Raw genomic sequence first — 26191 nt, forward strand, 5'->3', positions numbered from 1 at the left:
CAGTGGGGACCCATTAGTTCAGGGCCCGGATTCCCTCGGGCAGCGTCCCGCCCGCCAACAACGCCTCCGTGGCGTCGGCCAAGGCCGTCAGCGCCACCCTCTGCGTCCACGGGCCGTACGAAATGCGGGCGACACCAAGTTCCTGGAGCCTGGTCGGGGCCAGGGAACCGGGCACATTAATCACGGAAATCTTGTTCCAGCCGATCCCGTCCACCAGTGCGGTAACTGTGGCCTCGTCCAGCAGGCCCGGCACAAACACCGTCGTCGCACCCACGTCGAGGAAGGCACGGCCGCGCTCAATGGCATCGGCCAGTACGGCGGCGGGATCCCTGTCCTTGCCCTTCAGGAAGGCGTCGGTGCGGGCGTTGAGAACGAAGTCGATGCCCTCGGCCTCGGCTGCCCGCACCACGGAGCTCATCTGCGCCACGGCATCGCCGAGGGAGCGCATCTGGTCCTCGATGTTGGCGCCGACGACGCCGACTCCAATCGCCTTGCGCACAGTCTCGCCGGGGTTCCCGTAGCCCGATTCGAGGTCGGCGCTGACCGGGAGTGACGTCGCGGCGGCAATCAGCCGGACGGCGTCGATCATGTCTTCCAGCGGGATATTCTCGCCGTCCGCATAGCCTAGCGATGCGGCGATGGAGTGGCTGGCTGTGGCCAGCGCACGGGTGCCCGGAATATCAGCGACCACCTTCGTGGAAATCGCGTCCCAGACATTGATTACCTGCACGATTTCGGGGTCCTGGTGGAGCCGGAGCAGCTCCGTGGCTTTGAGGGCAAGTGAAGAAGCGTTATCAGTCATTTCCCGAGCCTAACGGGAGCCCGCGACACCCGGAAGGGTTTTCAGCCCGTAGAAGACGCGGTGGAGGAACCTTCGGGTTGCTGCTGCCAGGGCCATCGGCCGGTAATTTCGAGTTCGAGGGAGAAGCTCAGGAACGTCCGGATGAGGACGATGATGGCCAGCACACCCACGCTTTCGTAGGTGGGTGCGACGGCGACGGTCCGGATGATGTCGGCTGCCACGAGCAGTTCCAGCCCGAGCAAGATGGAGCGGCCCAGCAGTTGCCGGTAGGAGCGGTAGACGGAGAGCGGTTGGGAACCGGGGGCCTGGCCCCGTGGCTGGAATCCGCGCATTGCCATCGGGATGGACACAACGGCGCCGATCACCATGATGGCCACGCCAGCCATATCCATGTACCGGCCGGCGGCTTCAATAATCTCCTGAAGTTCCATGGCTCCCCTCACTGAAAGCTGGGTGGTGACTGGACCGGGCAGACCCTAGGGGTACCGTACGCCTACGCCGGCGAGAATGTCCCGGTAGCCCTCCCGGAAGCTCGGGTAGGTGAACTCGAATCCGGTGCCGCGCAGCAGGGCGTTGCTGCAGCGCTTGTTGCCCCCGCGCATCGGCCCACGCGCCTGCGACGGCTCGCCGCCGGTGGTGCCGCCGGTCCGCGTGCCACTGTCAGCCATGCGCGACGGCGGCTGCGGGAGTCCCAGCTCGGCGGCCAGGAAGCGCAGCACCTCGCCGAGCTCGGCCGGTTCATTGTCCACCCCCAAGTACAAGGGGCCAGGCGTCCCGGACATGGTGCACAGCCGGACAATCGCGGCCGCGGCGTCGTCGCGGTGGATACGGTTGGTGAAGCGCGATTCCGCCGGGATCACGGCGGCACCGCTGCGCACCTGGTCGATCAGCCGGGTCCGCCCGGGACCGTAGATCCCGCCAAGCCGCAGCACCACCGGCGCAATCCCGGTGCCGTGCAGGCGGCTAGCCAGGAGTTCTTCCGCCTCGCGGATGATGCGGCCCGAGAATCCGGCGGGTTCCGGCGTCGTGCCCTCGTCAATCCAGCCGCCGTCGGCGTCGCCGTACACCGCGGTGGAGGAGACAAACAGCACGCGCCGGACGGGCGCGGGGGAGGACAGCACGGCGTCCAGCACGTTCGCCAGTCCCTCCACATAGGCGGCCCGGTAGGCGGACTCGGTGGGGGAATCCGCCGCAATGGCGACGACGACGGCGGTGGTGTCCGACGGGACCGGCGGCAGTTCGCCGGAGCTCAGGTCAGCCGCGGCGCCTTCGATGGCAGCCGGAAGTTTCGCCGGTGACCGCCGCCAGCCCACCACGCGGTGGCCGGCGGCGGCAAAGCGCAGCCCGGCCTCGGTGCCCAGATCGCCGCAACCGGCCAGAAGTACAGTCATGACGGCAAGTCTGCCAGCTTTCGGGCTGGGCTCCGGCCGACCTTGAGGAATTCTTGAAGTGATCTTGTTTTCCGCCGAGGGCCTGCCTTGAAAGGAGCCGGGCATGGTTGTTCTTGTCAGCCTTTGGGGGCCGGCTACAACAATCACCTAGCCCGGTGCTCATGGCCCGGCTCTACGAACGGAACTCTGATGGGTCTCAGCCTCAAGTCCACGTCCAGCAAGGTCCTTGCCTCCGCAGCACTCCTCGCCGCAGCTGCCGGCGTGGCCGGCATGGGCACCTACGGTGGCTTCACCGCTAGCACCTCGGCCTCGAGTGCGGTCAATTCCGCAACCGTGAACTTGGTCGGTGGTGCCAGCGACCGACTCAATGTGGCGGCGACGGGCGCCATTCCGGGCGATACTATGCAGCGCGCGGTCACCTTGTTCAATAATGGCGACCAGAACCTGACCGGGCTTACTCTCACCACTTCCGCCACGACGTCGTCCGTCCTGGACACGGACGCCACCAACGGCCTTCAGCTCCAAATTGACAGCTGCCCTGTTGCCTGGACTGAAGCCGGCGCGTCCCCCTCCTTCACCTACACGTGTTCATCAGGTGCTCCCACCACGGTGCTGTCCCTGCGCCGAGTGGTCGGGGTCTACGCACTGCCGAACACCCTCAGGTCCCTGACTGCAGGCAGCACCGACTTCCTGCGCGTCACGATGTCTGTTCCGGTGGCAGCGGACAACACCTTCCAGGGCAAGAACAGCTCCATCAAGTTCAGCTTCGACGCAGCATTCCGTGGAGCAACCAGCAAGTAAGCTCCTCCCCAACCTGGGACCCGGCCTGAACGCGGCCGGGTCCCTTCCATTCCAGCAGTGTCCACGCCGGCAGGAGGAACATCCGTGAGCGCCATGAATCTGTTGGGGGCCCGCCCAACTACGGCAGACAGTAACGCGCCGGCACCGCACGGGCGGCGCCGGGCTGAGTCCGTCCTCCCTCGGGCCGGGAGGCCAGCCGCTCAGGCCGTTGCCGCCGTCGGACGGGCTGTCTTGACGGTCTGCCTGGTGATTGCTGCCCTGCTGTTCCTCTTCCTGGCCGTGGGACCACGGTTCCTGAACTATCAGACGTCCACCATGCTCACCGGGAGCATGGCGCCGGGGATCAACCCGGGCGATGTTGTGGTCAGTGTGCGGACTCCGGTGTCCGAACTTAGCGTTGGCGACGTCATCACCTACAGCATTCCGGTTGATGATCATCGGATTGAAACCCACCGGGTAACCGGCATCAACCGCGACCCGGCAGGCCTGGCCTCCGTCACCACCAAGGGCGACGCCAACCCCGGGCCGGACCCGTGGACGGCTGTCCTGTCCGAGGACTACGTGTACACCACAGCGGGCGTTGTCCCGTACCTCGGCGACGGCATCCGGATGCTCCGCCAGCCTCTCATTCAGTCCGTCCTCCTGTACGGGGCGCCCGCCCTGCTCGTCGTCGTGCTGCTGACATCGATCTGGAAGAAGCCTGCCAAGCAGGCCATGCCGGATGATGCGGCGGCACCGGAAGTGAACCGTCCATGAACTACGGCGACGGCCTGATTCTTGACACCCGGCGGATCGACCGCCTCGCCGTCGAGCTGGATTCGCGATCCTGTGCCGTTGGATTCGTCTCCCGATTCATCGAACGCCTGCCCTACCGGCTGTCAGGTGTCCACCGAAGCCTGCTTGAAGGCAAGAGCGAGGGCGCCCTGGTGGGGATCCTGAGCGTGGCAACATCGGCAGCCATGGCCGGAGCGATTCAGCTCGAGGGACGCAGCCGGGCGGTGGAGCGGTGCATCCGCGCCGGCGACCTCGAGGCGGCCCTGGCTGCTGCCGGGGACCTCGACTCAAGTGCGGCGGTCTTCGCCCAGCACCTGAGCGCACTCCTGGATTCCTCCAAGCCCGGGCTCGACGTGCCCTGGACACACCCCGAGTCTTAGCCGGCGATGCCTGTTGCCGCCGGCGGGGCGCCGTTGAGCGCCATTGCGGGCAGCAGAATCGTGACGGTGGTTCCGCCGCCGGGGGCCGCTCCGATCTCCAGCCGTCCGCCGTGGGCCTGCGCGATCCGGACGCACGTTGCCAGCCCCAACCCGAAACCGGGCGGATCGTCGGCGCCGTGCAGCCGGACGAGAGGCTCGGTGACGTGGCTCCGCTCCTCTGCCGGAATGCCCTTGCCGTTGTCCGCCACATGAACGGCAACCCCATCGGCGATGTCCTCGGCCGTGACCAGGATCCTCAGCGGAATGTCAGGGCGACGGTAGGCCACGGCGTTCTGGATGAGGTTCTGAAGGAGAGTGCGCAGCTGCCCGGCGTCACCTCGCAGGACGAAATCTGAAACCTTGATTTCCGCTCCGGCCTCCTTGATGCCGGAGGCCAGATCCTCTTGAACTTCGCGGACCAGCCCGGCGAGGGACACCCGTTGGGGGTGAAGCGCGCCGCCGATGCGGGAAAAGGACAGGATATCGTCCACCATGGCCAGCATCCGGCGGGATGTCCTGCCGATGATGCGGAAGTCTTCCGCGTCCGTTGGGTTTCTCAGTTCACCGAGTTCGGTGAAGCCGATGACGCTGGTCAGCGGATTGCGCAGATCGTGGCTGATGCGTCCGGCGAACGCTTCCAGGAGCGCGTTGCTGCGCCGGGCCTCTGCCAGGCTGCGGACAAGCATACGGGCATGGTGCTGGAGCTCGAACACCTCCACCACCTGCGATGCGATGATTTCAAGGGCCGCCGTCTGGTCCGGAGAGAGCGCGGCGGGAGCGGGCGAAAAAACACAGAGCGAACCAAGCACGAACCCCTCGGCCGTCGTGAGCGGGACCGAAGCATAGAACCTGACGGCGGCAAGCTGCCCCGTGACAAAGGGGTGATCCCGGAACAGCGGGTCCAGGGACGCGTCCGGTACCACGGTCGTCTCGCCTCGGAGGAAGACCCTGGCGCACATCGAATCGTCACGGGAACACATTCCGGCGTCGATCCCGACAGCCGCAATGTGGTGCTGCTTGTCCGCGGTGATGATGTTGACGACGCCGAACGGGATGCCCGTAGTGGCGGTGGCCAGGGCCAGCAGCTTCTGGAGTTGACCGAGTGTATCGGGCGCCCCGGCTCCCGTCGTGGCTGCGAGGGGTTCGAGGTGCGGTAGTCCGTACTCCGTGAGCAGGGAATCCCGGGTCACCTCGGCCTGATCTTCCGCCGCACCGGCTGCCGCGCCGGCTGCCGAGCCGGCCGCCGCCGTGTGAGCTGCCGCATAGCGGGCCGGCGATGCCGCGGCCAGCTAAGCCACCTCTTCCGCCGGCGCCATCCGGTAGCCAACGCCGCGGACAGTGCGGATGAACCGCGACTCCCGGCCCTGGTCGCCGAGCTTCCTGCGCAGGTTGCCGATATGCACTTCTACCAGGTGCTCATCCATGGCCCATTCGGTGCCCCACACCTTGGTCAGCAGGGCTTTTCGCGTCCACACCCGCCGCGGCGCGCCGGTCAACGCTTCCAGAAGATCGAATTCCGTGCGCGTCAGCACCAGTTCGACGTCGTCGAGTGACGCAATCCGGCCGTCGACCTCGACCACCAGCGGCCCGTGCCTGAGGATGTGAGTGTCTTCGGTCGGGTTGCGGTCAAGTCCCGGCGCGACGGCGACGGTGACGTCGCTCGCCCGGCGTTGCGGTGGCAGGTGCGTCCCCGAGGGGTTCCCGGCCGGCGCGACGTCGGCGGCGACGTCGCTGGCCCGGCGCCGGGGAGCCAGATCCGTTTCGGAAGCGGAGGTGCCGGCCGTGACCGGACGGAAGTCCGCGGCCCGGCGAAGCGGTGTAGGGCGTTGCGGGGTGGGGCGGTGGCGGCGCAGCACCGCGGTCACACGCGCCTGGACCGTGCGGGGGCTGAAAGGCTTGCTGATGAAGTCGTCCGCGCCGGTTTCCAAGCCGATCAGTTCGTCAATCTCGTCCACCCGGGCAGTGATCATGATGACGTAGGCATCGGAAAACTTGCGCAGCCGCCGGCACACTTCCACGCCATCCAAATCAGGAAGGTTCAGGTCGAGGGTCACGATGTCCGGCCGGTGCTCGGCAATGCGGAGCAGCGCCTCAGCCCCGGAGGCGGCCTCGGCTACCGCGAATCCCTGCATCTCCAGCGTGCGGCGAAGCAGCAGGCGAATGTCGCCGTCATCGTCTACGACGACAGCGCGGAGTTGACCCGGCGAATCAGACATAACCCCAGCTTCTCAGATGAAGAGACTTTCACGTCACACCCACCCCATGTGTCACAGCCGTTTCAGGCTAACACGGGTTGTTCTTGAGCAAATGTTGAACTTGAACCCGGTTTCGAATTGAAGCTGGACTGTCAGGGTTGGACCTAGGAAACCACTCCCGACAGAAAGTGCAACCAGTGACCGTCGCCCAGCACAGCACAGCTTCGGCAGCCCCGCGGGTCTCGCCCGTATGGCTGGTGCGGCTGCGCGGTCTGCTGGTTGTGCCGGTGGCCGTTGCCTTGGTGCTTTGTGCACCCGGGCTTGCCAATGCGACGTTCACGGCCCGGACCACTGCTTCCCTGAGCGTTGGAACGTATTCTATCCCCGCACCGGCGACGGCGACGGGCACCGGTACCTGCAATAACAGCCCACGCAGCATCACGATCAGCATCACCAGCTTTGCCCCCGTCAGCCGGGCCACGTCGTACCTTGCGACCGTGACGGCGCCCGATGGCACCGCCACCAGCAAGGCGGTTTCCGTCAGCGGATTCAGCTTCACCAAAACTTCCACCAAGGCAGGAACTTACACGCTGGTGATCAAGGCCCAGTTGGGCAGCTGGACCGGGGCGGCCTATCAGAAGACCTACAACTGCTGAATGGACCTACGCCGGCCGGCGGCCGCCGTCGAACGCAGGCCGGCGGCCGCAGGCCGGCTACCTGGCGGGAATCGGGAAGAAGACCCGGGGGTCCTGCAGCAGCGCCGGGTAGTCGAAGGCCGAGCGGTCAAGGATTTCGTCCACCTGGAAGTTGCGCGCGAAGCGGCCGTCTACGGTGATCGGCCGGCCCAGGACCTTGCCCACCGCGAAGGAAGTGCCGCCGGCGATCGGGACGGCCACGATTGAGTTGCCGGGCAGGGTATTGAACGCCTCTTCCTGCTGCTGGCGCTTCCGCGTCGGCTTCTTGACCAGTTGCTTGGGCGGAAGCTTGCGCTGCTTCGCCGGGCGCCGGGCACCGGAATCGGCGTAGACGAACTGGTACTCGTCGTCGTCGGCGGCGGTCTTCGCACGACCCACAAGGGGCAGGCTGACGGTGTCCAGCTTCGCGGGGTCGGTGTCGCCGAGCGGAAGGCGGAGGATCCACATGCGCTCGCCGGCGGGATCCTCCGGCGCCAGGTCGAGCTTCGGCTCAGGCCAGACGTATTCGAGATCCGGGTCAGTACCAGGGAACAACGGGGTGTAGAAGCGGGAGTCCTTGCTGATCAGCCGCGAGCGGTGGCTGAGGTGCAGCTCAGGGTTGCCCAGCCACGGCGGCATGGGAATTTTGGCCGCATAGTCCGGGTGCGCGGCCTGGGGCGCGAACTCCATGATCTTCTCGCGCGTGGTGTCCTCGCCGCCGCGGGCCGTCCACTCGTCCACCATCGTGAGGCCGTAGAGCGTCAACGCAGGAACGTACCCCATCCACATCCGGATGGCCGGGTGCGACTGCCAGCCGTACTCCGGGATTACCAGCGCGCGGAGGATCTGCAGCGCTTCAACGCGCTGCTTGCCGAGCCGCTCGCGGTCCAAAACCGCGGCGCTCTGCTGGAAATCGGGGAAGGGGAGAAAAGTCTGCATCTGTCCAGTTTGGGGCCACGGAGCCAATGCGCCAATTGGAGGGGGCTCCGGGTGAGCGTGTTCACATATCGGAACGGGACAGACAGCTATCAGCTTCGGCGCGTAAACTAGCACAAAATACCCCTGCCGCCCGGAAGACACGCCCATGTCGAATGAAGCAGTAACTACAGTTGCGGCGCCGTTTGCGCCCAAGTACGGAAAAATGCTGAGCCCGGAAGCCAACGGCATCCTGGTGCTGGAAGAATTTACGATCGATCCTTCGGCAGCGCGCAGGGAGCAACACGGTTTCCGCCTGGCCCTGGCAACCTTCGCCCTCACCATGCGGCGTATCCTCGCGTTCCGCCTCTTCATCGCCGTCGTCGCGATCGCCAACCTGCCCCTGTTCCTGCTCTCCAGCGGCTGGGAGATCTACGCCATCTCGCTGACGCTCGTGGTGGCGGTCCACGCGGCGGTGTCCTGGCTGAACCGCCAGGAGCCGAAGATCCGCCAGCGGCGGATGCTGGAACTGCATCTCCACCGGGAGCAGAGCGCCAACTACCGCAAGGTCCGCGACGCCGTGAAGTACGTCATCGACGCCCCGGGCCGGATGAACGAAAACCTCTACCTCGAGCTCCTCGCCGCCAAGCGGGTCGCCCTGCACCTTGCCATGGGCACCGTGGCCTTGTTGGACACGAGCGACGACGCCGCCTGGAAGGTTCGGATCGTCCGCGAAATTCCGCGGGCCGTCTGAGCGAGCTTCACCAACAGCACCTTCACCAAGAGTCGGTCACCCAAGGGACAAACCACGACGCCGGAGCGTACCCGCAAGGGTTCGCTCCGGCGTCGTGGTTTAACCAGTTAGCCGTTAGGCAGGCAGCTGCAGCACCTGGCCGGGGAACACCAGATGTGGGTTGCTGATGGTCGCGGTGTTGGCGTCGGCGAGCACTTGCCAGCCTCCGGGGACGTTGAGCTCCCCGGCGATCTTGCTCAGGGTGTCGCCGCCCTGGATTGTGTACGTCTGGCCACTGAGGGTGACCGCCGCAACGTGGCGCGGTGCCGGGGCGGCTGCCGTGGGGGCGGCGCTCCGGGCCGGCACCTTGGCCGGCACCTTGGCCGCCGGGGCAGGAACCGCAGCGGGCGGCTGCACCGTGGATGCGCTCGGCGGAGCTACTGCGGCTCCGGTCAAGCGGCCGCCGGTCAAGCCGAGCTTTGCGGCGCAGGCAGGCCATGCTCCCCAGCCCTGGCCGGCCTGCACCTTTTCGGCGACGGCGATCTGCTGCTCGCGGCTGGCGTTTGCCGCAGACCCTGTTCCGCCGTGGGCCGCCCACGTGCCCGGGCTGAATTGCAACCCGCCCGCGTACCCGTTTCCTGTGTTGATGGCCCAATTTCCGCCGCTTTCGCACTGGGCGAGGGAATCCCAGACGGACGTGGCGGTGGTGGTGGGGACAGCTGCGTTGGCGGCCGTGGCGGACAGTGCGACTCCGGCGATCGAGACGGCCGCAAGTGTGATGCCGCGGCGCGCGGCTGTGCGATAGCTTGAATTTTTCATGGCGACAGATGCTCCTGAGGGCCACCAGCGCTCGGTCCGTCCCCGGACGTTGTCGCGCCACTGCCCGCCCCTGACAATAGAGGTCGTGTTCGGTGGCTGCCGGTCGGGCAGTATCTGGTGGTGGCAGCACCGGGCATACATTGCCCGGATCTCGGGCATGGAACCTAGGTTAAGGCAGGCCCCCGCCGTTATCAAGACGTGATTTTTGGGGGATTTTCCGGTCCGGTTCAGTCCCGGAGAACCGCCGCCAGATACGGCGCCGTCCGGCTCCGCTTGGAACGCGCGACGGCGGCGGGCGTCCCGGCGGCGATGATCCTGCCGCCGGCGTCGCCCCCAGCCGGGCCGAGATCGATCACCCAGTCCGCCGCTGCCACGACGTCCATCTCGTGTTCCACAACGATCACCGTGTTGCCGGCGTCGACGAGGCGGTGCAGCTGGGCCATGAGGAGCTCGACGTCGGCCGGGTGCAGTCCCGTGGTGGGTTCGTCCAGCAGATAGAGCGAGTGGCCACGCTGGGCGCGCTGCAGTTCGGTGGCGAGCTTGATCCGCTGCGCTTCGCCGCCGGAGAGCTCGGTGGCGGGCTGGCCCAGGCGGAGGTAGCCCAGACCCACCTCGCGCAGGGTCTGCAGGCTGCGCGCGGCGGACGGGACCCCGGCCAGGAACTCGGCGGCGGCGTTGACCGTCATGCCCAGGACCTCCGCCACATTCTTGCCGCGGTAGGCGACCTCGAGGGTTTCCGGGTTGTAGCGCGAGCCGTGGCACTCGGGGCAGGGGCCGTAACTGCCGGGCAGGAACAGCAGTTCGACGGCCACGAAGCCCTCACCCTGGCAGGTTTCGCAGCGCCCGCCGGCCACGTTGAAGGAGAAGCGTCCGGCGCCGAAGCCCCGGGACCTGGCCTCGTCCGTGGCCGCAAATTCCTTGCGGACCGCGTCAAAGAGGCCGGTGTAGGTGGCGAGGTTGGAGCGCGGGGTGCGGCCGATCGGCTTCTGGTCCACCTTCACGAGGCGGTCGATGTGGTCCAGGCCGGACACGGGTCCCACCGTCAACGGCTCGCTGGGTTCGTTGAGCTCCGGCTCATCGCCGGTGGAGGTGTCCGGCATAGTGGATCCGGCTTCCGGGTGCAGCCTGCCACCCACCACCTCGGCCAGGACCTGGCTGACCAGGGTCGACTTGCCGGAACCGGAGACACCCGTGACGGCCGTCAGCACACCGAGCGGGAAGTTCGCGTCCAGCCCGCGCAGGTTGTGCCGGCTGATGTCGCGCAGCTCCAGCCAGCCCGCCGCTTCCCGCCGGTCGCCGTCCGCCGGAGCGGAGGGACGGCCGTCGTCGTCATTCTTCTTCCCGGAACTGCCGGAGCCGTCAGGGAACAGGAACGGCCGGGTCACGGACGCCTCCACCCCGGCGAGGCCGGCCACCGGGCCGCTGTAGAGCACCTCGCCGCCGCCTTCACCGGCGCGCGGGCCAACGTCCACGATCCAGTCGGCGCGGCGCACCACGTCCATGTTGTGCTCCACCACGAACACCGAATTGCCGGAGGACTTGAGCTGGTCCAGGACCGCGAGGAGGGGCTCGGCGTCGGCGGGGTGCAGGCCGGCGGAGGGCTCATCCAGCACGTAGATCACGCCGAACAGGCCGGAGCGGAGCTGCGTGGCGATCCGGAGGCGCTGCATTTCGCCGGGGGAGAGCGTGGGCGTGGCGCGGCCCAGGGCGAGGTAGCCCAGGCCGAGGTCAACCAGTACCATGACCCGCTGCAGGAGGTCGCGGGTGATGGCCACGGCCACCTCGTTGCTTTCGCCGGAGGTCTGCTTGCGTGAGGCCGTCCCGGCGGCCTTCAGCTCGGTGGTGGGGCGGATGATCCCGGCGAGTTCGGTCATCGGCACGGCGTTGAGCTCGGCGATGGTCCGGCCCGCGAAGGTTACCGCGAGGGCGGCAGGGGTCAGTCCGCTGCCGCCGCAGCGCGGGCACGGGCCGGTTTCCATAAAGCGCAGCACCCGGTCGCGCATGGTGGTGCTCTTGGAATCGGCGAGGGTGTGCAGCACGTAGCTCTTGGCGCTCCAGAAACGGCCCTTGTACGGTTTGGCCACGCGGTCGCGCTGGGGCGTCACCTCCACCACGGGCTGTTCCTCGGTGAACAGGATCCAGTCGCGGTGCTTCCTGGGCAGCTTGCGCCACGGCGTGTCGACGTCGTAGCCCAGGTGGGTGAGGATGTCGCGCAGGTTTTTGCCCTGCCAGGCGCCGGGCCAGGCCGCGATGGCGCCGTCGCGGACGCTGAGCGAGGTGTCCGGGACCAGGGAGGATTCCGTGACGGTGTGCGCGATGCCCAGGCCATGGCAGACCGGGCAGGCGCCGGCGGCGGTGTTGGGGGAGAAGGCGTCCGAGTCGAGCTGGCCGGCGCCGTCGGGGTAGCTGCCGGCGCGGGAGAAGAGCATGCGCAGGGAGTTGGAGAGCGTGGTGACCGTGCCGACGGTGGACCGCGAGCTGGGTGTGCCGCGGCGCTGCTGGAGCGCGACGGCGGGCGGCAGCCCGGTGATCATTTCCACCTTGGGGTTGTGTCCCTGTTGGATGAGCCGGCGGGCGTAGGGCGCCACGGATTCGAAGTAGCGGCGCTGCGCCTCGGCGTAGATAGTTCCGAACGCCAACGAGGACTTGCCCGAACCCGAGACACCGGTGAACGCGACGATGGCGTCGCGGGGGACGTCGACGTCCACGTTCCGCAGGTTGTTCTCCCGCGCGCCGCGCACGCGGACAAAGCCGTCGGTGGGGTGGTCGGCTGTCAACCCCAGGGGCGGGCCGGGCAGATCGGAAGCATGCTGTTCATTTCGCATTGATTCGACTCTATCGGTCTCCGCCGCGCGCGGGCATATCCTTACCGAATGAAAACTTACGACGGCGGCGCCGAAGCCGAGGACACCGCACCGGACAGCTCAGAGCCGGCCCAGGCCGCGGCACCGGACTTCGCGGAGGTCCCGGAGGAGGTGCACGGCCCGCTGCCGGTTGCCGAGCTGCACCTGCACATCGAGGGAACGCTGGAACCGGACCTGATCTTCGCTCTCGCCGAGCGGAACGGGATCCAACTGCCGTATGCGGACTTGGACGAGCTGCGCTCGCGGTACGAGTTCACGGACCTGCAGTCGTTCCTGGACCTGTACTACGCCAACATGGCCGTGCTGCGGACCGAGCAGGACTTCGCCGACATGACCCGGGCCTACCTGGCCCGGGCCGCGCTCGCCGGGGTCCGGCACGCAGAGATCATGCTGGATCCGCAGGCGCACCTGTCCCGCGGCGTGTCGCTGGAGACCTGCGTCAACGGCGTGGCGTCGGTACTGGCGGGCTCCCGCGAGGAGTTCGGGATTTCAACCCTGCTGATCGCCGCCTTCCTGCGGGATCTGCCCGAGGACTCTGCGCTGGAGGTGCTGGACCAGCTGCTGGCGATGAACGCGCCGATCGCCGGCATCGGCCTCGACTCGGCCGAGGTGGGCAACCCGCCGGCCAAGTTCCAGCGGCTGTTCGCCCGGGCCAAGGAGGCAGGCCTGCACCGGATCGCGCACGCCGGCGAGGAGGGCCCGCCGTCGTACATCATCGATGCCCTGGACATCCTGGAGGTCGAGCGGATCGACCACGGCATCCGCTGTATGGAGGACCCCGAGCTGGTGGAACGGCTGGTGCAGGAGCTTATGCCGCTGACAGTGTGCCCGCTGTCCAACGTCCGGCTCCGGGCCGTGGATAGCCTCGCGGAACATCCGCTGGCGGCAATGCTCGCAGCGGGCCTGAACGTCAGCGTGAATTCGGACGATCCGGCGTATTTCGGCGGGTACGTGGATGACAACTTCGCGCAGCTGAAGTCGGTGATCGGGCTGTCCGAGTTCGACTGCGTGCGGATGGCGGCGAACTCCATCCGTTCCTCTTTCGCGAGCGATGAACGCAAAACGGAGCTGCTGGCCGAGCTGGCCGAGTCCGGGCACTAACAGCACCAAACAACGCGGGGTCACTTACGGCCCATCCCGAGCCCCGGGATGGGCCGTAAGTGACCCCGCGTTGTTTTCTACTGGCGGGTAGGGGGTCTTGTTGGCCTCGTGCCCGCCCGGCTGGGGTGTAATAGTGGGTCACGACACACAAAGTTAACCGTTTCTACTCGCGAAAACGCACCCATCCTTGGCAAGATGCAGGTGGATCAATTGCTGCTAGAGGAGACCCATGGGCGCGAACACTGCGGAAAACACCAACCTTCGGCTGAAGGCCGTGCTGGATGTTCTGGCAGAGGGGGTATGGACGGGCGAGAAACTGAACGCCGGAGCGGTGCTGGGCGAGGCCATCACACGCGTTCCGCTCAACGAGTTCGAGCGTGAGCTGCTCAGCGGTGGAATTCCCCGCGGACACAAGACGCTGACCACTGCCACGGCGAAGCTTGTCAAGGCCGGCTGGCTCGTCAAGGGCCGTTCCGGCTGGACTATCACCGACGACGGCCAGCGCGCCACGGTCGTGTTCGCTGACCCTGCCGCTTTCTCCGCAGCGCTCGACGCCGGAACTCCCGTCCCGGCCGACACCCCGCTGCCGTCTGCCCCAGCCCAGAAGCCGGCGCCGAAGGCTGCGAAAGTTACAGGGAAGGGCGCCGGGAAGGTAGCCGGCGCGGCTGCCAAGCTGGTCGAAGAGGCCGTTGCCCCGGTCGCCAAGGTTGTCCGTAAGCGGACGGCCGCAGTTAAGGCCACCGCCAAGGCTCCTGCTAGTGCTTCGGCTGAAGCTCCTACAGCTGCGGCTCGCGCCACCGAAGCGGCCACCAGCGTCCAGACCATCGACCAGCCGGAGGCGGTCGCCGTCGTCGGTGACTTCAACGTCCTGCTGGGCGCGCCCGCCAACTGGGCGCCGCAGTACGACGAGGTCCAGATGGAACTGGATCTCGTTGACCAGCTCTGGAAGCTCACGGCTGAGCTCCCTGCCGGTGTCTATAGCTTCAAGATCGCCCTCAACCGCTCCTGGGATGAGAACTACGGCGCGTTCGGAGCCTTCGACGGCGCCAATCACGAAGTGCGCCACGGCGGCGGCCAGCTGGTCATCCACTACAACCACGTCACCCGCGACATCGTCCTGCCGTAGCTCGCTCGCGACACGCATTCTTCCTGCCGACGCGCAAAAGACCCTTCGACACCCGGATTCGGGTGTCGAAGGGTCTTTTGCGCGTCGCGGGCGACTTTGCGCGTCGTGAACCTGCGACGCGTGCCGAGGCCGGGCGCCTAGAACCGCATGGGATCCGGCCGCGGCGGGACCGGCCCCGGATCGGGGATCGGCAACGGGCCGGGCGTGGGGAACGGCCCCGGCGTCGGCGCAGGCCCCGGCTCCGGAATCGGCGATGGCGGCCGGACCGGTCCGGGTTCCGGCGGGAAAGGGTCCCCGGGCTCCGGTTCCGGAGTCGTGGGGCCGGGCTCCGGCGGAAACGGGTCGGGTTCGTGGGGTGGTGGAATGGTCATGCCGAGCTCCCTCGCTTGTTGTCGATCCGGCTGGTAGGTCAGGCCTGGCTGCTCCGGTGCGCGCGTTGTTCCGGTTGGTGGCCCAAGTGTCATTTTCCGACGTCGACTGCGCGGATGTCCAAAGTTGGGTGCACAGATCATTTTCCTCAGCAGGGGAACACGCGAATTTCACGTGAAGCGCCAGCATGGGCGCATCAAGGTCAGCCGGCAGGTGCCGGCGCACTTCCGGCCCGGCGGAGGGGGCAACTGTCCACCGGCGAGGATATGGGCTCCAGCGGCAAGGAATATGACCGCAGCAGCGACCACCATGGTGCGCAGGAACCAGAACGGCGCACGCTGTCGTGTCATGGTGCGCCGCTCCTCCCGGGTGAGTGCCCGTTGACCACGGTAGCTCCCTCGGGAGATGTGCAGTGGTCTACGGTTGCTACTTTGCGGCGTCGGTCAGTTTCTGGCGGAAGTCTGCCTCGGTGCTAAGCGTCAGCTTTTTGCCGTTGAGGAAAAATGTCGGGGTTCCGGTCACGCCAAGCGCCTTCCCATCGGCGACGTCCGTGCGGATCCGGTCAATGGTCTGCTCATCCGCCACAGCGGCGTCATACTTGCCCAGGTCCAGTCCCAGCTCCTGCGCGAAGGTCCTGAACAGCGGCGCCTGCGAATCCTGCTGTTCGCCCCATTGGGTCTGGGTCTCGAACATTTTGGCATACATCTGCTCGTACTTGCCTTGTTGCGCGGCAGATTCCACGGCCAGGGCCGCCGTGCCGGAGTTCCGGTGTCCCGGCAGGGGGAAGTAACGGTTCACGAAGGTGATCCGGTCACCGTACTCCTTCTTGAGTTCCTCCACGAGGGGCTGCGCTGCACGGCAGGACTCGCATTCGAAGTCCAGGAACTCGACGAGCTGGGCTTTCTCCGTGACCGGTGAAGTAACCCGGTGGCTGTCCTCGCGGACCAGTTGCGAGTCGGCGGCCGGCTGCGGGGATGGCGCTGCCGGCCTGCTGGCGGTTGACACCCCGTAGCCGATCGCGCCAGCGGCGACGACAAACCCCAGCAGGATCCAGATAACAAGGCGTGCCTTCTTAGCGGGGTCTCTCGGGGCGGGGGCGGGTTTCATGGTGGTCTGTGTCATCAGTGCGGAATGCTTTCCTGGTCGCGGTGGGCGGCGGGTTCGATTTGGAAGGTGGAATGTTCGACGCTGACGTCGAAGTGTTCGGCCACGCAGCGCTGCAGTTCGGCGAGGATGGTGGCGGCGTGGCCGTCCGTCATGCAGCTGTCCTCGACGGTGACGTGGGCCGAGAGGACCGGTGTCCCCGAGGCAACAAGGGAGGCGTGCAGGTCATGGACGTCGATCACGTGCGGCAAGGCCAGGATGTGTTCGCGGACCTTGCCCATGTCCAGGCCGGCAGGTGCATTTTCCATCAGCACGTTCACGGTATCGCGTAGCAGCTTGAGCGTGCGGGGGATGATCAGGACGCCGATGAACAGGGAAACGACGGCGTCAGCCTGGACCCAGCCGGTCACGGCGATGATGATCGCCGCGACGATCACGGCCACTGACCCCAGCGCATCGTTGAGCACTTCGAGGAACGCGGCCTTCATGTTGAAGTTGTGGTTCCGGCCGGACGCGAGGACGATGAGGCCGATAACATTGCCGGCGAGACCGATGATGCCGAACCAGAGCATCGTGTCCCCGCCGACCTCCGGAGGCTCGAAGAGCCGGCGGATTCCCTCGATGATGACGAAGCCGCCGACGCCGAGCAGCAGGGCTGCCTGGCCCGCTGCGGCAACGATTTCGGCCCGCTTATATCCCCACGTCCGTTTCAGCGTGGCCGGTTTCAGCGCCAGCGACGCGGCGATGAGCGCGATGAGCAGCCCGGTGGAATCTGTGAACATGTGGCCGGCGTCGGCCAGGAGCGCGAGGCTGCCGGCGAGGATCGAGCCGATGATTTCCGCGATCATGACCGTGAACGTGATGGCGAAGACGATGATCAGTTTGCCGCGGTTACCGGGTCCGGAAGCACCGACAGCGCCATGGTGGTGGTCATGACCGCTCATGCGCGTGTCTCCAAGTTGTCGGGTTCGATGGGCCGGTGACAGGTCACGATTGAGGGCCGAAGGCACGTACCGCGGTGAGCAACGACTCGGCGGAAGGAATTCCGGCGATACCGGTCCCGGTGCGGTAGATGCGGCAGCTCAGGGCCGGTGCGGATTCCGCAGGAAACAGGTCACGTCCTTCCGCGATGAACGAGGGGGAGCCGTGGAACTGGAGTTCCGTGGCCTCGTCTTCGGAGGTTACCTCACGGAGGGTCAGGTGTTCGGCGTCCATCCCTCCTGCCGCCAGGATGGCACGGAATAGTTCCAGGGCCGGGCCGCTGTTCGGGCAGCCCGGAATGGTGCGCAGTTCGAAGTCCATGACTCAGGCGTCCCTGCGGCCCAAACCCGGGCCCACGGTGACTGCCTGAGGTTCGGGGCCGGAAGCACACCCCTCACAACAGACGGACGACTCGCCCACCTCGGGGTCCTTCGCCGCGGCCGAAGATGAGTCGTGGACAACCGTGCCGCCGTCGTGGTCTACAGCCGGGGCGGAACAGCAGCGGTCCGGTTCGGCGCCGGTTGCTGCCGCTGCGGACGGGACTGCACTGTGGGGAACGGTGCAGCAGACGTCGCCCTTCCAGGCGTTGATGCCTTCGCGGATGGCGATGACGGCGATGACCAGGGCGGCGCCGGCGTCGGCCCACCACCAGCCCAGGGTGCTGTTCAGCACGAGCCCGGCGAGCAGCACCGCGGAGAGGTAGGTGCAGAGCAGGGTCTGTTTGGAGTCGGCCACCGCCGTCCGGGAGCCGAGTTCGCGGCCGGCGCGGCGCTGCAGCCAGGACAGCCCGGGCATGATGGCCAGGCTCAGGGCCGCGATCACGATGCCCGGCGTGGAATGCCGTGCCTCGCCGCCGCCGGCCAGGGACGTCACGGAGTCAAGGGTGACGAAGGCGGCGAGGGCGAAGAAGGAGATGGCGATGATCCGCAGGGTCAGGTGCTCGCGCCGTTCGGGGTCCTTGGCGGCAAACTGCCAGGACAGGGCGACGGCGGACGCCACCTCGATCACGGAGTCCAGGCCGAAGCCGATCAGCGCCGACGAGTCGGCCGCGCCGCCGGCCCAGAGTGCGGCTATGGCTTCGATGACGTTGTAGCTGATGGTTGCGGCGGCCAAGATCCGGATACGCCTGCTGAGCACGGCGCGGCGGTCTGTTGCGGGCGCCAGATCGAGCGCCGTCATGCCAGGCACGTCCCGTCGGGGGCGCAGCAGGCCGGGTCCACGGCCAGGACGACGCCGATCAGGTCCCGGATCGCGTGGCCCAGCCGGGCGTCGGCGAGCTCGTACCGGTTCCGCCGGCCGTCGGGGACGGCAACCACCAGCCCGCAGCCACGCAGGCATGTCAGGTGGTTGGACATGCTCTGCCGTGAAACTCCGAGGGAATCGGCGAGGTCCGACGGGTGGGCGGGCGCGTCAGCGAGGGCCAGGAGTATCCGGGCCCTGGTCGGATCGGACACGGCGAAGCCGAACCGGGCCAGCACCGGGGCGTGCGTGAGGGTTTCCATGATTCCAAAGTACATGCAGGGGTGTACTCAATCAATTGCGTGCTGGTTTGATGCGCTCCACGGCCCCGGGCCCGGATGAGCGGCCCGGTGTTGGTGTTAGGGCCGGCGCCAGGCTAGCGCCGGCCGTTCGGGGTGGTTGAACGGGTTCCGGGGAGACCGGTGCGGGAATGATGGGCTAGTCTTTTGTGTGCATACGTAAGCACTTGTTGAGTTTTCGCGTCGACCCGAGGAGTCCCGTTGATTGAAGTCCTGCGTGTTCCTGCCTACCGGAAGCTCTTTTCGGCGCAGATCGTGGCCCTGCTCGGCACCGGTCTTCTCACGGTGGCGCTGGGCCTGCTGGCCTTTGACCTCGCAGGCGGTCAGGCCGGGGCCGTTCTCGGCACAGCGCTGACGATCAAAATGCTGGCCTATGTCTTCATTGCACCCCTGATGGCGGCCCTGGTGGAGCGGCTGCCTAAAAAGGCCGTGCTGGTCGGCGCGGATCTGATCCGGGCGGGCATCGCGCTCATGCTGCCGATGGTGGACCAAGCGTGGCAGATCTATGTGTTGGTCTTCGTGCTGCAGAGCGCCTCGGCTACCTTTACTCCGGCCTTCCAGGCCCTGATCCCGGCCGTGTTGCCCGATGAGCGGCACTACACGAGGGCCCTGTCACTCTCCCGCCTGGCCTACGACCTGGAATCCCTGGCCAGCCCGGCCCTGGCGGCGGCGCTGCTGACGGTGCTGTCCTTCCACGAGTTGTTCCTGGGAACCGTGGCCGGGTTCCTGTTCTCAGCGGCACTGGTCGTCACCACCAGGCTGCCGGCTGCGCATGCTGCACCGCTGGAGGGGAGTCTGTGGCACCGCACCACCCTGGGCGCCCGGATATTTGCCGGGACCCCGGAATTGCGGGGGCTCATGGCACTGAACCTCGCCGTGGCGGCCGCCACGGCATTGGTGCTGGTCAACACCGTGGTCTACGCCCGGGAACTCTTCGGCGGGTCCAACGCCGACGTCGCCATCGCCCTGGCCTGTTTCGGCGCCGGATCCATGGTCATCGCCCTCGCCGTCCCCAGGATTCTGGACAGCGCACCGGATCGCGGCTTCATGGCGGCCGGGGCGGTGCTGCTCTCCCTCGGTCTGGCCGGGACGTATGTGCTGCTCGCCGTGTCCGGGCCCTGGCCTGTGCTGCTGGGCCTGTGGGTTGTCCTGGGCGCCGGAACATCGATGATTAACACACCTGCTGCCCGGCTGCTGCGCCGCGCCGCGACGGACAGCACCCGGTCCTACATCTTCACCGCCCAGTTCTCCCTCTCCCACGCCTGCTTCATCATCACCTACCCCGTCGCCGGGTGGATCGGAGCCGCTGCCGGCCAGCCCGCCGCGGCCGCCATCCTCGCGGCGGTGGCTACAATCAGTACCGTGGCGGCCCTGAGACTCTGGCCCGCAACATCCAGGACTGGCTCCGCGCCGGCAACCACGAAAGGGTGATCGGGTGGACAGCATCCAACGCACCAACGCACCCAGCCTGCACCACCCCGTTGCTCCCGACGCCCGGCGTCTCGACACCGCCACCGCCACGTTCCGGATGCTTTCGGACCCCACCCGCCTGCATATCCTCTGGCTCCTGACCCAGGAATCCTCCGATGTGACGTCCCTGGTGCAGCGGACCGGGGCATCCCGGACCTCCGTCAGCCAGCACCTGGCCAAGCTGCGCTTCAGCGGACTGGTCACCACCCAAAAAGAGAGCCGCCGCGTCGTTTATAGCATCACCGACGGACACCTCACCCGCCTCATCGTGGAAGGCCTGAACCACGCGGACCACAAAGTCACCGGCGAACCCGCCCACGACTGACCAGGTGCGGATGCGGCCGGCGTGCGCGTCCGGCTGCAGGGTCACCGGCAGGCCCGGTGTCCTTGGGAGCGCCAGCCCGGGCCACTGCGGGCCTAGGCCTGGACCAGCAGCCCTGTCACAAACATCACTGCCAGTCCCAGGATGATGCCAAGGGTGGTGAGCGCGGTGAAGGTCTTCCCCTGCCGGTCCTTCAGCAGGGGGAGGAGTTTAACTGCTACTTGGGCCACCGCTCCGGCGCCGACGCCCAACAGGAACGCCGAAAGAGCGGGCTGGAAGACAGTGGCTCCGACGAGGGCACCGGCGACGGCGGGAGCCCCGGCGATGAGCCCGAGCAGCGCCAGCCGTCCGAGCCCGGGCGGTTCCTTGGCGAGCGGGGTGACGATGGCCAGGCCCTCGGTGGTGTTGTGGATGGCGAAGCCGACAATCAGTGAGGCCCCCAGGGCCAGGGAGCCCACCGCGTAGGCGGAGCCGATGGCGAGTCCCTCGCCGAGGTTGTGGAGCCCGATGCCGATGGCGATCAGCAGGGCGAGGCGCCGAGGGGGCAGAGCCTCCGGCCGGCCGGCGTCGCCAACGTTCTGGTGCCGGCGCATCCAGGCGTCCGTTCCTTCGAGGACCAGGTAGGCGGTCAGGGCGCCGAGGAATACCACGATGGTCCCGCCGAAGGCGCCGTTGTTGGCCACGAGCTCCACGGCTTCCAGCGTCGCGTCGAGGGCCAGGAAGGCGAGCAGCCCAACGGTGACTCCCAGCAGGACCCGGACCCACGCTGCGGAGGAGCGGCGCACGAACGGCATCCATAGCATCCCCAGGGCTACCGGGATCACTCCGACATAGACGCCGAGCAGTGTCATGAGTCCGAAGAATTGGCTGCCGCGTTCCGGACTCGGGGCCGCCGCTGCGATCTCAGCGAGGATTTTGCCCCCCGTGGTGGTCACGAGGGCAATCTCGTAGGGGTCGCCGTCGACCCAGTTGTAGGCGACGGCGAGGGTGGAGGATTCCAGCGGTGCCATGGTTTCGCGCGTTTGCGTAAACATGGCGTAGTAGTCAGAGACGTTGACCTGGGCGATCGCCACCGGATCCGGCCCCTCATTGCGGACGGTGATGGAGATCTGGCCGGGCGTCAGCCGGATGTCCTCGACGGCGATCTCCTCCTTGGGCGGAATGCCTTCGGACAGTTTGGAGAGTCCCGGCGCGTTCAGGAGTGAAAACAGGCCCAGCACGATCGCGATCAGGACCAGCGGCCCGAAACCGAGCAGCCAGCGGGGGGCCGGTGGCCGCCCCCGCCCCGGCGCGGGTTCCGCCGTCGTGGGCGTGGCCGTTGTGGTGTCTTTGACCGTCATGATGCGCCCACCTCGAAGAAGCCCATCCAGCCCAGCTCGGCGAACTCGGTCTTGTGGGCGTGGAACATGTACTTGCCCGGGTGGGGGAAGCGGAGTTCCACGATGCCGCGCTGGCCCTGGACCTGGGAGATGGTGTCCGTGTACTCGCTGGGCGTCAGCATGGTCCCGGTGGGGTAGTAGTGGAAGAAGTTGCCGTGCACGTGGAACGAGTTGATCGGGTCGTATTCGAGGACATTGATCAGATGGATGCGCACCAGTTCGTGCTGCTTGACCTTGACAGGGAAGTCCATGAAGTGGAACGGGAGGCCGTTGACGGAGTAGAACTCATTGTCATCCCCGCCGTCGGTGTTGTAGCCGTTCATGACCATCACCATCTCGTCGTCGGCTTTTGGCCGGCCCTCCTTGGGCTCGATGATGAAGCCGCCGTAGAGGCCTTTCGCGATGTGCGGGGCCAGCGGCGACTGGTGGCAGTGGTACAGGTGCGTGCCGAACGGTGTGGCATCGAATTCATAGGTGAAGCTCTGCCCCGGGGCAATGGACCCCGCGCCGATCCCCGGCGTGCCGTCCATGGTGGCCCGGTGGATGCCGTGGAAGTGGATCGTGTGCGGGTGTGCTCCGGCGTTCGTGAAGTGGATGCGCAGCTCGTCGCCCTCCCGCGCCCACAGCGTCGGGCCCGGGATGCGGCCGTTGTAGCTCCACCCCTTGAAGATGATGCCGGGGGCGATCTCGAAGTCCTTGTCCACCGCCACGATGTCCCATTCGCGCAGTGTCCGGCCGTCCGGCAGCGTGCTGGTCTTTCCGCGGTCGAAGTCGCGCAGGATGGCGGTGGGGTCGATGCCGGCACGCTCCGGCAGAACGGACCCGCCCGCGAAGCCGGCGTGGCCGGCGTGGTTGGTCATCGCCGTGGGACTGGTCCCGGGGGTCCCGCCGCCCGGTTGTCCGCCCGCCGCCGTGTCGGGGCCCGACGGCGTGGCGTACTGGCCGCCGTTCCCTGCCGCGCCGTGCTGGTCATGACCGCCGGATGCCTGGGGCAGAAGCGCGGAAAAAGCCGGGACGGCGGCGAAAGCGGCAGCCCCCGACAGCATGGACCGCCTGCTCGGTAACTGCTCCGAGAGATTTTTCGGCATGCCAATTCCCATCGATTCATCGAGCAAACAATATTGTTCGCTTAGCCTAACATTCTGCTCCGGCTTGCTACCATGGGTGGCATGCCGGTCTCGGATTTGTCCCCCTCAGCCCAGGACTACCTCAAGCTCATCTGGTCAGCCACGGAGTGGTCCGCAACCCCAATGACCGTCGGTGCGATGGCCGAGCGTCTGGGCGTCAGGCCTTCCACCGTGTCGGACGGGGTCAAGAAGCTGGTCAAGCAGGGCCTCGTGACCCACGCACCGTACGGGAGTATCGGGCTGACTGATGCGGGACGGAACGACGCCGTCGCGATGGTCCGCCGGCACCGGCTCCTGGAAACATTCCTGGTCCAGATGCTGGGCTACGGCTGGGACGAGGTCCACGACGAGGCCGAGGTACTCGAACATGCCGTCTCCGACAAGCTGATCGAGCGCATTGATCAGAAACTCGGGCATCCGACGCGGGATCCACACGGCGATCCGATACCAACTGCCGATGGCCGGCCACATCTGCCGGCCGCAACGCGGCTCACCGCCGCGGTCATTGGCCGGGCTGTCGCCATTACCCGCATTTCTGATGCGGATCCGGACATGCTGCGGTACTTCACCGAACTTGGACTCGCGCCGGATACACGGCTTTCCGTCCGGGAACACCGTCCGTACGCGGACGTCACCACGATCCGCCTCCAGGGGCGTGACCGGGACATCGATCTTGGTGCGTCGGCGTCCGGAGCCATCTGGGTGGTAGCGGTCTAGTCTGCACCCCGGTGTGTCTCAGCCCGAGGTAGCGGTTCTGCGGCCGCTAGTTCTGCGAGGCGATGGTCTTGTCCCGGTCCTCAAACACGTCCTCGCCGGGGCCGGCGAATGCCCGCGAGCGTTCCACGGCCTCGATCGAGCCGGTGAACAGCTGGGAATCCTGCGGATCCGCGTGGTGCCGGGGCTGCTCATCGGCGGCGGAGACCTTGCCGGGGCGCTTGGCCGCCGAACCGGAGGCAGGGGACTCTGCCGCGGCGGACGGCAGCGATTCGAGCCGGACGTGGGGGAGCGCCGTCGGGTGGTCCAGCTGCAGGAACAGCACGAGTTCCTCGCGGATCAGGCAGCGAAGGTCAAAGAGCGAGGCGCTGTCCGCGGCGCTGACCAGGATGCGGACCCGGACGAAGCCCGCCGTCGCGTCGGTGATCTGGAGGATGCCCACGCGCTCGTCCCAGAGCCCGGTTCCGGCGAGGACCTTCTTCAGCTCGGTGCGCATCTGGTCGACAGGGGCGCGCCAGTCGAGGTCGAATTCCACGGTGCCCATAACCTCGGACTGCCGCCGGGTCCAGTTCTCGAACGGCGTGGTAGTGAAGTACGTGGAGGGCAGGATCAGCCGGCGGTCGTCCCAGATGTGGACCACCACGTAGGTCAGGGTGATCTCCTCGATCCGGCCCCACTCCTTCTGCACCACCACGACGTCGTCCACCCGGATTGCGTCCGTGAAAGCGAGCTGGATGCCGGCGAAAACGTTGACCAGCGAGGTCTGCGCCGCGAGGCCGGCCACGATCGAGATCACGCCGGCGGAGGCCAGCAGTCCGGCGCCGAGGGCCTGGATCGCGGGGAAGGTCAGCATCATGCTGCCGAGGGCAACCACCGAGATCACTGCGACGGCGATCCGCCGGGCGAGGATTACCTGGGTGCGGAGCCGCCGGGCACGGCGGTTATCCGCCACATCCACCCGGTAGCGGTCCAGGACCATGGCCTCGATGATCAGCAGCACGGCAATGGCCAGCCAGGCCAGGGACGCGATGAGGGCAATCAGCAGGACATGGTCCACGTTGCGGCGCCATTGGACGTCCTCGGTGGTCATCGCCAACGCAATCCGGACACCGATAAGACAGAGCGCCAAGCGCAGCGGAAGCCGGGCCACCCTCGACGTCTCCCGCAACTCGGTCTGCTTGTGGTTGAGCCGGAGCACAATCCGGCGCAGCAGCCAGGACAGGACGAGCCCGGCGGCCACGGCGAGTGCCATGGCCAGGAACGGGATGGCTGGGATCAGGAACTCTTGCTTGCCTTAAGCTCTAGCAAGCTTCCGCGGGCAACTGAAATCCGTGCGGTGTCAACGTGGCTGGCGTCACGGCATGGTTCCCGCGGCAGGGATGGAATACCGGGATCTCCGGACAATGACTACGTCGCTTCGGCCGTCGGAGAGGCCGGCGGAGAGGCCGCCGGTGAAAAACCCGGCGCCTCGTCAAGGTTGGCCAGGATCGCCAGCGCGTCCCTCGCCCAATCGATCGTGGCCCGGGCGGAATGCTCGCCGGCCGCGATGGTGATCCGCGCATACGGGGTGTTCCCGCCCAGCTCGCCCCCCGCCAACTCGGACCGGGCCTCGTTCATGGCGGCAAGCTGCCGTTCGGCCACGGCTCGCGCCCCGAGCACCAGCTGGCGGCACGCCTCCGGACCAAGCTGGTGCCCGAAGAAGAGGCGCAGGAGCACGCCGTTTCGAGGCTTGCCCTGCTGGGGCGGTTCGGCCAGCAATGCACGGAGCCGGGCAGAGCCGGCGGCCGTGATGCCGTAGCGCGGGGACCGGTCGCCGGCACCATCCTGGCGCTCCACCAGCCCTTCGCGCCGAAGTTCCCCCAGCGCCGGATAGATCTGCCCGAAACTCTCGCTCCAAAAGTGCCCCAGGGTGTTCTTGAATTCTTCCCGGAGTGCGTAGCCCGACATGGGCATGATGCTGAGCGCGCCAAGAACAGCGGTCTGGGTCTGGTCCGAGCGTGCCATCGGTGCTCCTTCGTGAAACGGCTGGTGCGAATCTGCTGGCCAGGGCGGGCTGGCGGGGCTAATGTATCTAGCAGATAGTGTATATCTGGAAGATAGAAATGGAAGCTGTGATCGCGACTCAGGAGGATCTGTGATGGATCGAAAGGATTTGCTCGCCCGGGAGCCTGCGAGCCGTGCCGGGAAGGCGGCGGCCGTGCTCCTCCTCGGAGTGGCCGGCTTTCAAGGGGCTCTCGCCCTGGGGGCGCCGTGGGGTGCGGCTGCCTACGGCGGAGCGCATCCCGGTGTCCTTCCCGATTCCTTCCGAAGTGGTAGCGCAGCAGCGTCAGGGGTGTACATAATGCTTGCAGCAGCAGCCGGAACCTCGTTGGCGGCGCCCGCCCTGCGCCGGCGGGTGATGTCCGGGACGGCTGGACTGATGGCCGTCGGGGCAGCGGCGAATCTCGCGTCGCCGTCGTTGGTTGAACGAATGATCTGGACGCCGGTGACAGCAGGGCTGGGCGTCCTTCTCTGGAAGGCAGCCAAGCACGACGCGCGGCCGTGAGGCTTTCGTTCTGGCACTAGGCATTGAA

General features: G+C 67.0%; 28 protein-coding genes. 11 read left to right on the top strand and 17 right to left on the bottom strand.

Going from position 1 to position 26191, the window contains the following annotated elements:
* Positions 1-13: 13 nt before the first annotated feature.
* The 3 genes from ACZYZE_RS08315 to ACZYZE_RS08325 are packed head-to-tail and all read right to left on the bottom strand — an operon-like array spanning position 14 to position 2193.
* Positions 14-802: an isocitrate lyase/PEP mutase family protein gene (locus tag ACZYZE_RS08315; protein ID WP_463907285.1), complete on the bottom strand. Its 789-nt coding sequence runs from the start codon at positions 800-802 to the stop codon at positions 14-16.
* 41 nt (positions 803-843) lie between these two features.
* Positions 844-1233, bottom strand: a complete 390-nt coding sequence (locus tag ACZYZE_RS08320; RefSeq protein WP_463907286.1) for a DUF1622 domain-containing protein — start codon at positions 1231-1233, stop codon at positions 844-846.
* 45 nt (positions 1234-1278) lie between these two features.
* Positions 1279-2193 (bottom strand): SDR family oxidoreductase, encoded by a 915-nt coding sequence (locus tag ACZYZE_RS08325; RefSeq protein ID WP_463907287.1) that lies wholly within the window; start codon positions 2191-2193, stop codon positions 1279-1281.
* Positions 2194-2382: 189 nt separating this feature from the next.
* Here ACZYZE_RS08325 and ACZYZE_RS08330 point away from each other — a divergent pair, with 189 nt between their 5' ends.
* The 3 genes from ACZYZE_RS08330 to ACZYZE_RS08340 all read left to right on the top strand — a co-directional run bounded on the left by ACZYZE_RS08330 (position 2383) and on the right by ACZYZE_RS08340 (position 4148).
* On the top strand, positions 2383-2994 hold the full coding sequence (locus ACZYZE_RS08330; protein ID WP_459318896.1) for a TasA family protein: 612 nt from the start codon (positions 2383-2385) through the stop codon (positions 2992-2994).
* Positions 2995-3225: 231 nt separating this feature from the next.
* Entirely contained in the window at positions 3226-3750 is a 525-nt protein-coding gene (locus ACZYZE_RS08335; RefSeq protein ID WP_459318897.1) for a signal peptidase I, read from the top strand.
* Positions 3747-4148 (top strand): hypothetical protein, encoded by a 402-nt coding sequence (locus ACZYZE_RS08340; RefSeq protein ID WP_463907288.1) that lies wholly within the window; start codon positions 3747-3749, stop codon positions 4146-4148. Before ACZYZE_RS08335 ends, ACZYZE_RS08340 begins: the two co-directional genes overlap by 4 nt.
* Here ACZYZE_RS08340 and ACZYZE_RS08345 read toward each other — a convergent pair.
* Together ACZYZE_RS08345 and ACZYZE_RS08350 are read right to left on the bottom strand one after the other, a co-directional pair.
* The gene (locus tag ACZYZE_RS08345; protein WP_463907289.1) at positions 4145-5377 is read right to left on the bottom strand and encodes a sensor histidine kinase; all 1233 of its coding nucleotides are present in this window, start codon (positions 5375-5377) and stop codon (positions 4145-4147) included. The genes ACZYZE_RS08340 and ACZYZE_RS08345 overlap by 4 nt on opposite strands.
* A gap of 99 nt (positions 5378-5476) precedes the next feature.
* Positions 5477-6403 (bottom strand): response regulator transcription factor, encoded by a 927-nt coding sequence (locus tag ACZYZE_RS08350; RefSeq protein ID WP_463907290.1) that lies wholly within the window; start codon positions 6401-6403, stop codon positions 5477-5479.
* Between the two features lie 176 nt (positions 6404-6579).
* Here ACZYZE_RS08350 and ACZYZE_RS08355 point away from each other — a divergent pair, with 176 nt between their 5' ends.
* Complete coding sequence (locus ACZYZE_RS08355; protein ID WP_463907291.1) at positions 6580-7038, top strand: hypothetical protein; 459 nt, start codon at positions 6580-6582, stop codon at positions 7036-7038.
* A gap of 57 nt (positions 7039-7095) precedes the next feature.
* Here the strand turns inward: ACZYZE_RS08355 and ACZYZE_RS08360 are convergent, their stop codons facing one another.
* The gene (locus ACZYZE_RS08360) at positions 7096-7995 is read right to left on the bottom strand and encodes an MSMEG_6728 family protein (protein ID WP_463907292.1); all 900 of its coding nucleotides are present in this window, start codon (positions 7993-7995) and stop codon (positions 7096-7098) included.
* A 145-nt stretch (positions 7996-8140) separates the two neighbouring features.
* Here ACZYZE_RS08360 and ACZYZE_RS08365 point away from each other — a divergent pair, with 145 nt between their 5' ends.
* Positions 8141-8725 carry a hypothetical protein gene (locus ACZYZE_RS08365; protein WP_459318903.1) on the top strand — a complete coding sequence of 195 codons (585 nt, stop codon included), beginning with the start codon at positions 8141-8143 and terminating at the stop codon, positions 8723-8725.
* A 114-nt stretch (positions 8726-8839) separates the two neighbouring features.
* Here the strand turns inward: ACZYZE_RS08365 and ACZYZE_RS08370 are convergent, their stop codons facing one another.
* A complete protein-coding gene (locus tag ACZYZE_RS08370; protein WP_463907293.1) occupies positions 8840-9523 on the bottom strand; it encodes a transglycosylase family protein in 684 nt (227 codons plus the stop codon).
* A 227-nt stretch (positions 9524-9750) separates the two neighbouring features.
* Positions 9751-12348, bottom strand: coding sequence for an excinuclease ABC subunit UvrA (locus ACZYZE_RS08375; protein ID WP_463907294.1), 2598 nt, complete (start codon positions 12346-12348; stop codon positions 9751-9753).
* 48 nt (positions 12349-12396) lie between these two features.
* Here ACZYZE_RS08375 and ACZYZE_RS08380 point away from each other — a divergent pair, with 48 nt between their 5' ends.
* Both ACZYZE_RS08380 and ACZYZE_RS08385 read left to right on the top strand, forming a co-directional pair.
* A complete protein-coding gene (locus ACZYZE_RS08380) occupies positions 12397-13488 on the top strand; it encodes an adenosine deaminase (RefSeq protein ID WP_459318906.1) in 1092 nt (363 codons plus the stop codon).
* A gap of 229 nt (positions 13489-13717) precedes the next feature.
* On the top strand, positions 13718-14614 hold the full coding sequence (locus tag ACZYZE_RS08385) for a pullulanase X25 domain-containing protein (protein WP_463907295.1): 897 nt from the start codon (positions 13718-13720) through the stop codon (positions 14612-14614).
* 795 nt (positions 14615-15409) lie between these two features.
* Here the strand turns inward: ACZYZE_RS08385 and ACZYZE_RS08390 are convergent.
* The 5 genes from ACZYZE_RS08390 to ACZYZE_RS08410 are packed head-to-tail and all read right to left on the bottom strand — an operon-like array spanning position 15410 to position 18570.
* The gene (locus tag ACZYZE_RS08390) at positions 15410-16105 is read right to left on the bottom strand and encodes a DsbA family protein (RefSeq protein WP_463907296.1); all 696 of its coding nucleotides are present in this window, start codon (positions 16103-16105) and stop codon (positions 15410-15412) included.
* The gene (locus ACZYZE_RS08395; RefSeq protein ID WP_463907297.1) at positions 16105-17031 is read right to left on the bottom strand and encodes a cation diffusion facilitator family transporter; all 927 of its coding nucleotides are present in this window, start codon (positions 17029-17031) and stop codon (positions 16105-16107) included. The genes ACZYZE_RS08390 and ACZYZE_RS08395 overlap by 1 nt, the downstream gene beginning before the upstream one ends.
* A 43-nt stretch (positions 17032-17074) precedes the next feature.
* Complete coding sequence (locus ACZYZE_RS08400) at positions 17075-17389, bottom strand: hypothetical protein (RefSeq protein ID WP_463907298.1); 315 nt, start codon at positions 17387-17389, stop codon at positions 17075-17077.
* A gap of 3 nt (positions 17390-17392) precedes the next feature.
* Complete coding sequence (locus ACZYZE_RS08405; RefSeq protein WP_463907299.1) at positions 17393-18247, bottom strand: cation diffusion facilitator family transporter; 855 nt, start codon at positions 18245-18247, stop codon at positions 17393-17395.
* A complete protein-coding gene (locus ACZYZE_RS08410; RefSeq protein WP_459318912.1) occupies positions 18244-18570 on the bottom strand; it encodes an ArsR/SmtB family transcription factor in 327 nt (108 codons plus the stop codon). The genes ACZYZE_RS08405 and ACZYZE_RS08410 overlap by 4 nt, the downstream gene beginning before the upstream one ends.
* Positions 18571-18807: 237 nt before the next feature.
* Here ACZYZE_RS08410 and ACZYZE_RS08415 point away from each other — a divergent pair, with 237 nt between their 5' ends.
* Both ACZYZE_RS08415 and ACZYZE_RS08420 read left to right on the top strand, forming a co-directional pair.
* Positions 18808-20037 (top strand): MFS transporter, encoded by a 1230-nt coding sequence (locus ACZYZE_RS08415; protein ID WP_463907300.1) that lies wholly within the window; start codon positions 18808-18810, stop codon positions 20035-20037.
* Positions 20038-20041: 4 nt separating this feature from the next.
* The gene (locus ACZYZE_RS08420; RefSeq protein ID WP_463907301.1) at positions 20042-20401 is read left to right on the top strand and encodes an ArsR/SmtB family transcription factor; all 360 of its coding nucleotides are present in this window, start codon (positions 20042-20044) and stop codon (positions 20399-20401) included.
* Between the two features lie 92 nt (positions 20402-20493).
* Here ACZYZE_RS08420 and ACZYZE_RS08425 read toward each other — a convergent pair whose 3' ends face one another.
* Positions 20494-21738, bottom strand: coding sequence for a ZIP family metal transporter (locus ACZYZE_RS08425; RefSeq protein WP_459318915.1), 1245 nt, complete (start codon positions 21736-21738; stop codon positions 20494-20496).
* On the bottom strand, positions 21735-22865 hold the full coding sequence (locus ACZYZE_RS08430; RefSeq protein ID WP_463907302.1) for a multicopper oxidase domain-containing protein: 1131 nt from the start codon (positions 22863-22865) through the stop codon (positions 21735-21737). Before ACZYZE_RS08430 ends, ACZYZE_RS08425 begins: the two co-directional genes overlap by 4 nt.
* Before the next feature lie 81 nt (positions 22866-22946).
* Here ACZYZE_RS08430 and ACZYZE_RS08435 point away from each other — a divergent pair, with 81 nt between their 5' ends.
* On the top strand, positions 22947-23621 hold the full coding sequence (locus ACZYZE_RS08435; RefSeq protein ID WP_463907303.1) for a metal-dependent transcriptional regulator: 675 nt from the start codon (positions 22947-22949) through the stop codon (positions 23619-23621).
* Between the two features lie 46 nt (positions 23622-23667).
* On the opposite strand, the gene ACZYZE_RS08440 is transcribed toward ACZYZE_RS08435, so the two are convergent.
* Complete coding sequence (locus ACZYZE_RS08440) at positions 23668-24870, bottom strand: mechanosensitive ion channel family protein (RefSeq protein WP_463907304.1); 1203 nt, start codon at positions 24868-24870, stop codon at positions 23668-23670.
* A 155-nt stretch (positions 24871-25025) separates the two neighbouring features.
* Entirely contained in the window at positions 25026-25622 is a 597-nt protein-coding gene (locus ACZYZE_RS08445; protein ID WP_463907305.1) for a PadR family transcriptional regulator, read from the bottom strand.
* A gap of 337 nt (positions 25623-25959) precedes the next feature.
* On the opposite strand from ACZYZE_RS08445, the gene ACZYZE_RS08450 reads away from it, so the two are divergent.
* On the top strand, positions 25960-26163 hold the full coding sequence (locus tag ACZYZE_RS08450; protein ID WP_459318920.1) for a hypothetical protein: 204 nt from the start codon (positions 25960-25962) through the stop codon (positions 26161-26163).
* The last annotated feature ends 28 nt before the right edge of the window (positions 26164-26191 follow it).

The sequence above is a fragment of the Pseudarthrobacter woesei genome (assembly GCF_055412745.1).

What these genes read in the sequence shown, in the direction of transcription:
- ACZYZE_RS08315 (WP_463907285.1), bottom strand. Translation starts at nt 802, where the DNA reads ATGACTGATAACGCTTCTTCACTTGCCCTCAAAGCCACGGAGCTGCTC.
- ACZYZE_RS08320 (WP_463907286.1), bottom strand. Translation starts at nt 1,233, where the DNA reads ATGGAACTTCAGGAGATTATTGAAGCCGCCGGCCGGTACATGGATATG.
- ACZYZE_RS08325 (WP_463907287.1), bottom strand. Translation starts at nt 2,193, where the DNA reads ATGACTGTACTTCTGGCCGGTTGCGGCGATCTGGGCACCGAGGCCGGG.
- ACZYZE_RS08330 (WP_459318896.1), top strand. Translation starts at nt 2,383, where the DNA reads ATGGGTCTCAGCCTCAAGTCCACGTCCAGCAAGGTCCTTGCCTCCGCA.
- ACZYZE_RS08340 (WP_463907288.1), top strand. Translation starts at nt 3,747, where the DNA reads ATGAACTACGGCGACGGCCTGATTCTTGACACCCGGCGGATCGACCGC.
- ACZYZE_RS08350 (WP_463907290.1), bottom strand. Translation starts at nt 6,403, where the DNA reads ATGTCTGATTCGCCGGGTCAACTCCGCGCTGTCGTCGTAGACGATGAC.
- ACZYZE_RS08360 (WP_463907292.1), bottom strand. Translation starts at nt 7,995, where the DNA reads ATGCAGACTTTTCTCCCCTTCCCCGATTTCCAGCAGAGCGCCGCGGTT.
- ACZYZE_RS08365 (WP_459318903.1), top strand. Translation starts at nt 8,141, where the DNA reads ATGTCGAATGAAGCAGTAACTACAGTTGCGGCGCCGTTTGCGCCCAAG.
- ACZYZE_RS08370 (WP_463907293.1), bottom strand. Translation starts at nt 9,523, where the DNA reads ATGAAAAATTCAAGCTATCGCACAGCCGCGCGCCGCGGCATCACACTT.
- ACZYZE_RS08375 (WP_463907294.1), bottom strand. Translation starts at nt 12,348, where the DNA reads ATGCGAAATGAACAGCATGCTTCCGATCTGCCCGGCCCGCCCCTGGGG.
- ACZYZE_RS08380 (WP_459318906.1), top strand. Translation starts at nt 12,397, where the DNA reads ATGAAAACTTACGACGGCGGCGCCGAAGCCGAGGACACCGCACCGGAC.
- ACZYZE_RS08385 (WP_463907295.1), top strand. Translation starts at nt 13,718, where the DNA reads ATGGGCGCGAACACTGCGGAAAACACCAACCTTCGGCTGAAGGCCGTG.
- ACZYZE_RS08390 (WP_463907296.1), bottom strand. Translation starts at nt 16,105, where the DNA reads ATGACACAGACCACCATGAAACCCGCCCCCGCCCCGAGAGACCCCGCT.
- ACZYZE_RS08395 (WP_463907297.1), bottom strand. Translation starts at nt 17,031, where the DNA reads ATGAGCGGTCATGACCACCACCATGGCGCTGTCGGTGCTTCCGGACCC.
- ACZYZE_RS08400 (WP_463907298.1), bottom strand. Translation starts at nt 17,389, where the DNA reads ATGGACTTCGAACTGCGCACCATTCCGGGCTGCCCGAACAGCGGCCCG.
- ACZYZE_RS08405 (WP_463907299.1), bottom strand. Translation starts at nt 18,247, where the DNA reads ATGACGGCGCTCGATCTGGCGCCCGCAACAGACCGCCGCGCCGTGCTC.
- ACZYZE_RS08410 (WP_459318912.1), bottom strand. Translation starts at nt 18,570, where the DNA reads ATGGAAACCCTCACGCACGCCCCGGTGCTGGCCCGGTTCGGCTTCGCC.
- ACZYZE_RS08425 (WP_459318915.1), bottom strand. Translation starts at nt 21,738, where the DNA reads ATGACGGTCAAAGACACCACAACGGCCACGCCCACGACGGCGGAACCC.
- ACZYZE_RS08430 (WP_463907302.1), bottom strand. Translation starts at nt 22,865, where the DNA reads ATGCCGAAAAATCTCTCGGAGCAGTTACCGAGCAGGCGGTCCATGCTG.
- ACZYZE_RS08435 (WP_463907303.1), top strand. Translation starts at nt 22,947, where the DNA reads ATGCCGGTCTCGGATTTGTCCCCCTCAGCCCAGGACTACCTCAAGCTC.
- ACZYZE_RS08440 (WP_463907304.1), bottom strand. Translation starts at nt 24,870, where the DNA reads ATGGCACTCGCCGTGGCCGCCGGGCTCGTCCTGTCCTGGCTGCTGCGC.
- ACZYZE_RS08445 (WP_463907305.1), bottom strand. Translation starts at nt 25,622, where the DNA reads ATGGCACGCTCGGACCAGACCCAGACCGCTGTTCTTGGCGCGCTCAGC.
- ACZYZE_RS08450 (WP_459318920.1), top strand. Translation starts at nt 25,960, where the DNA reads ATGCTTGCAGCAGCAGCCGGAACCTCGTTGGCGGCGCCCGCCCTGCGC.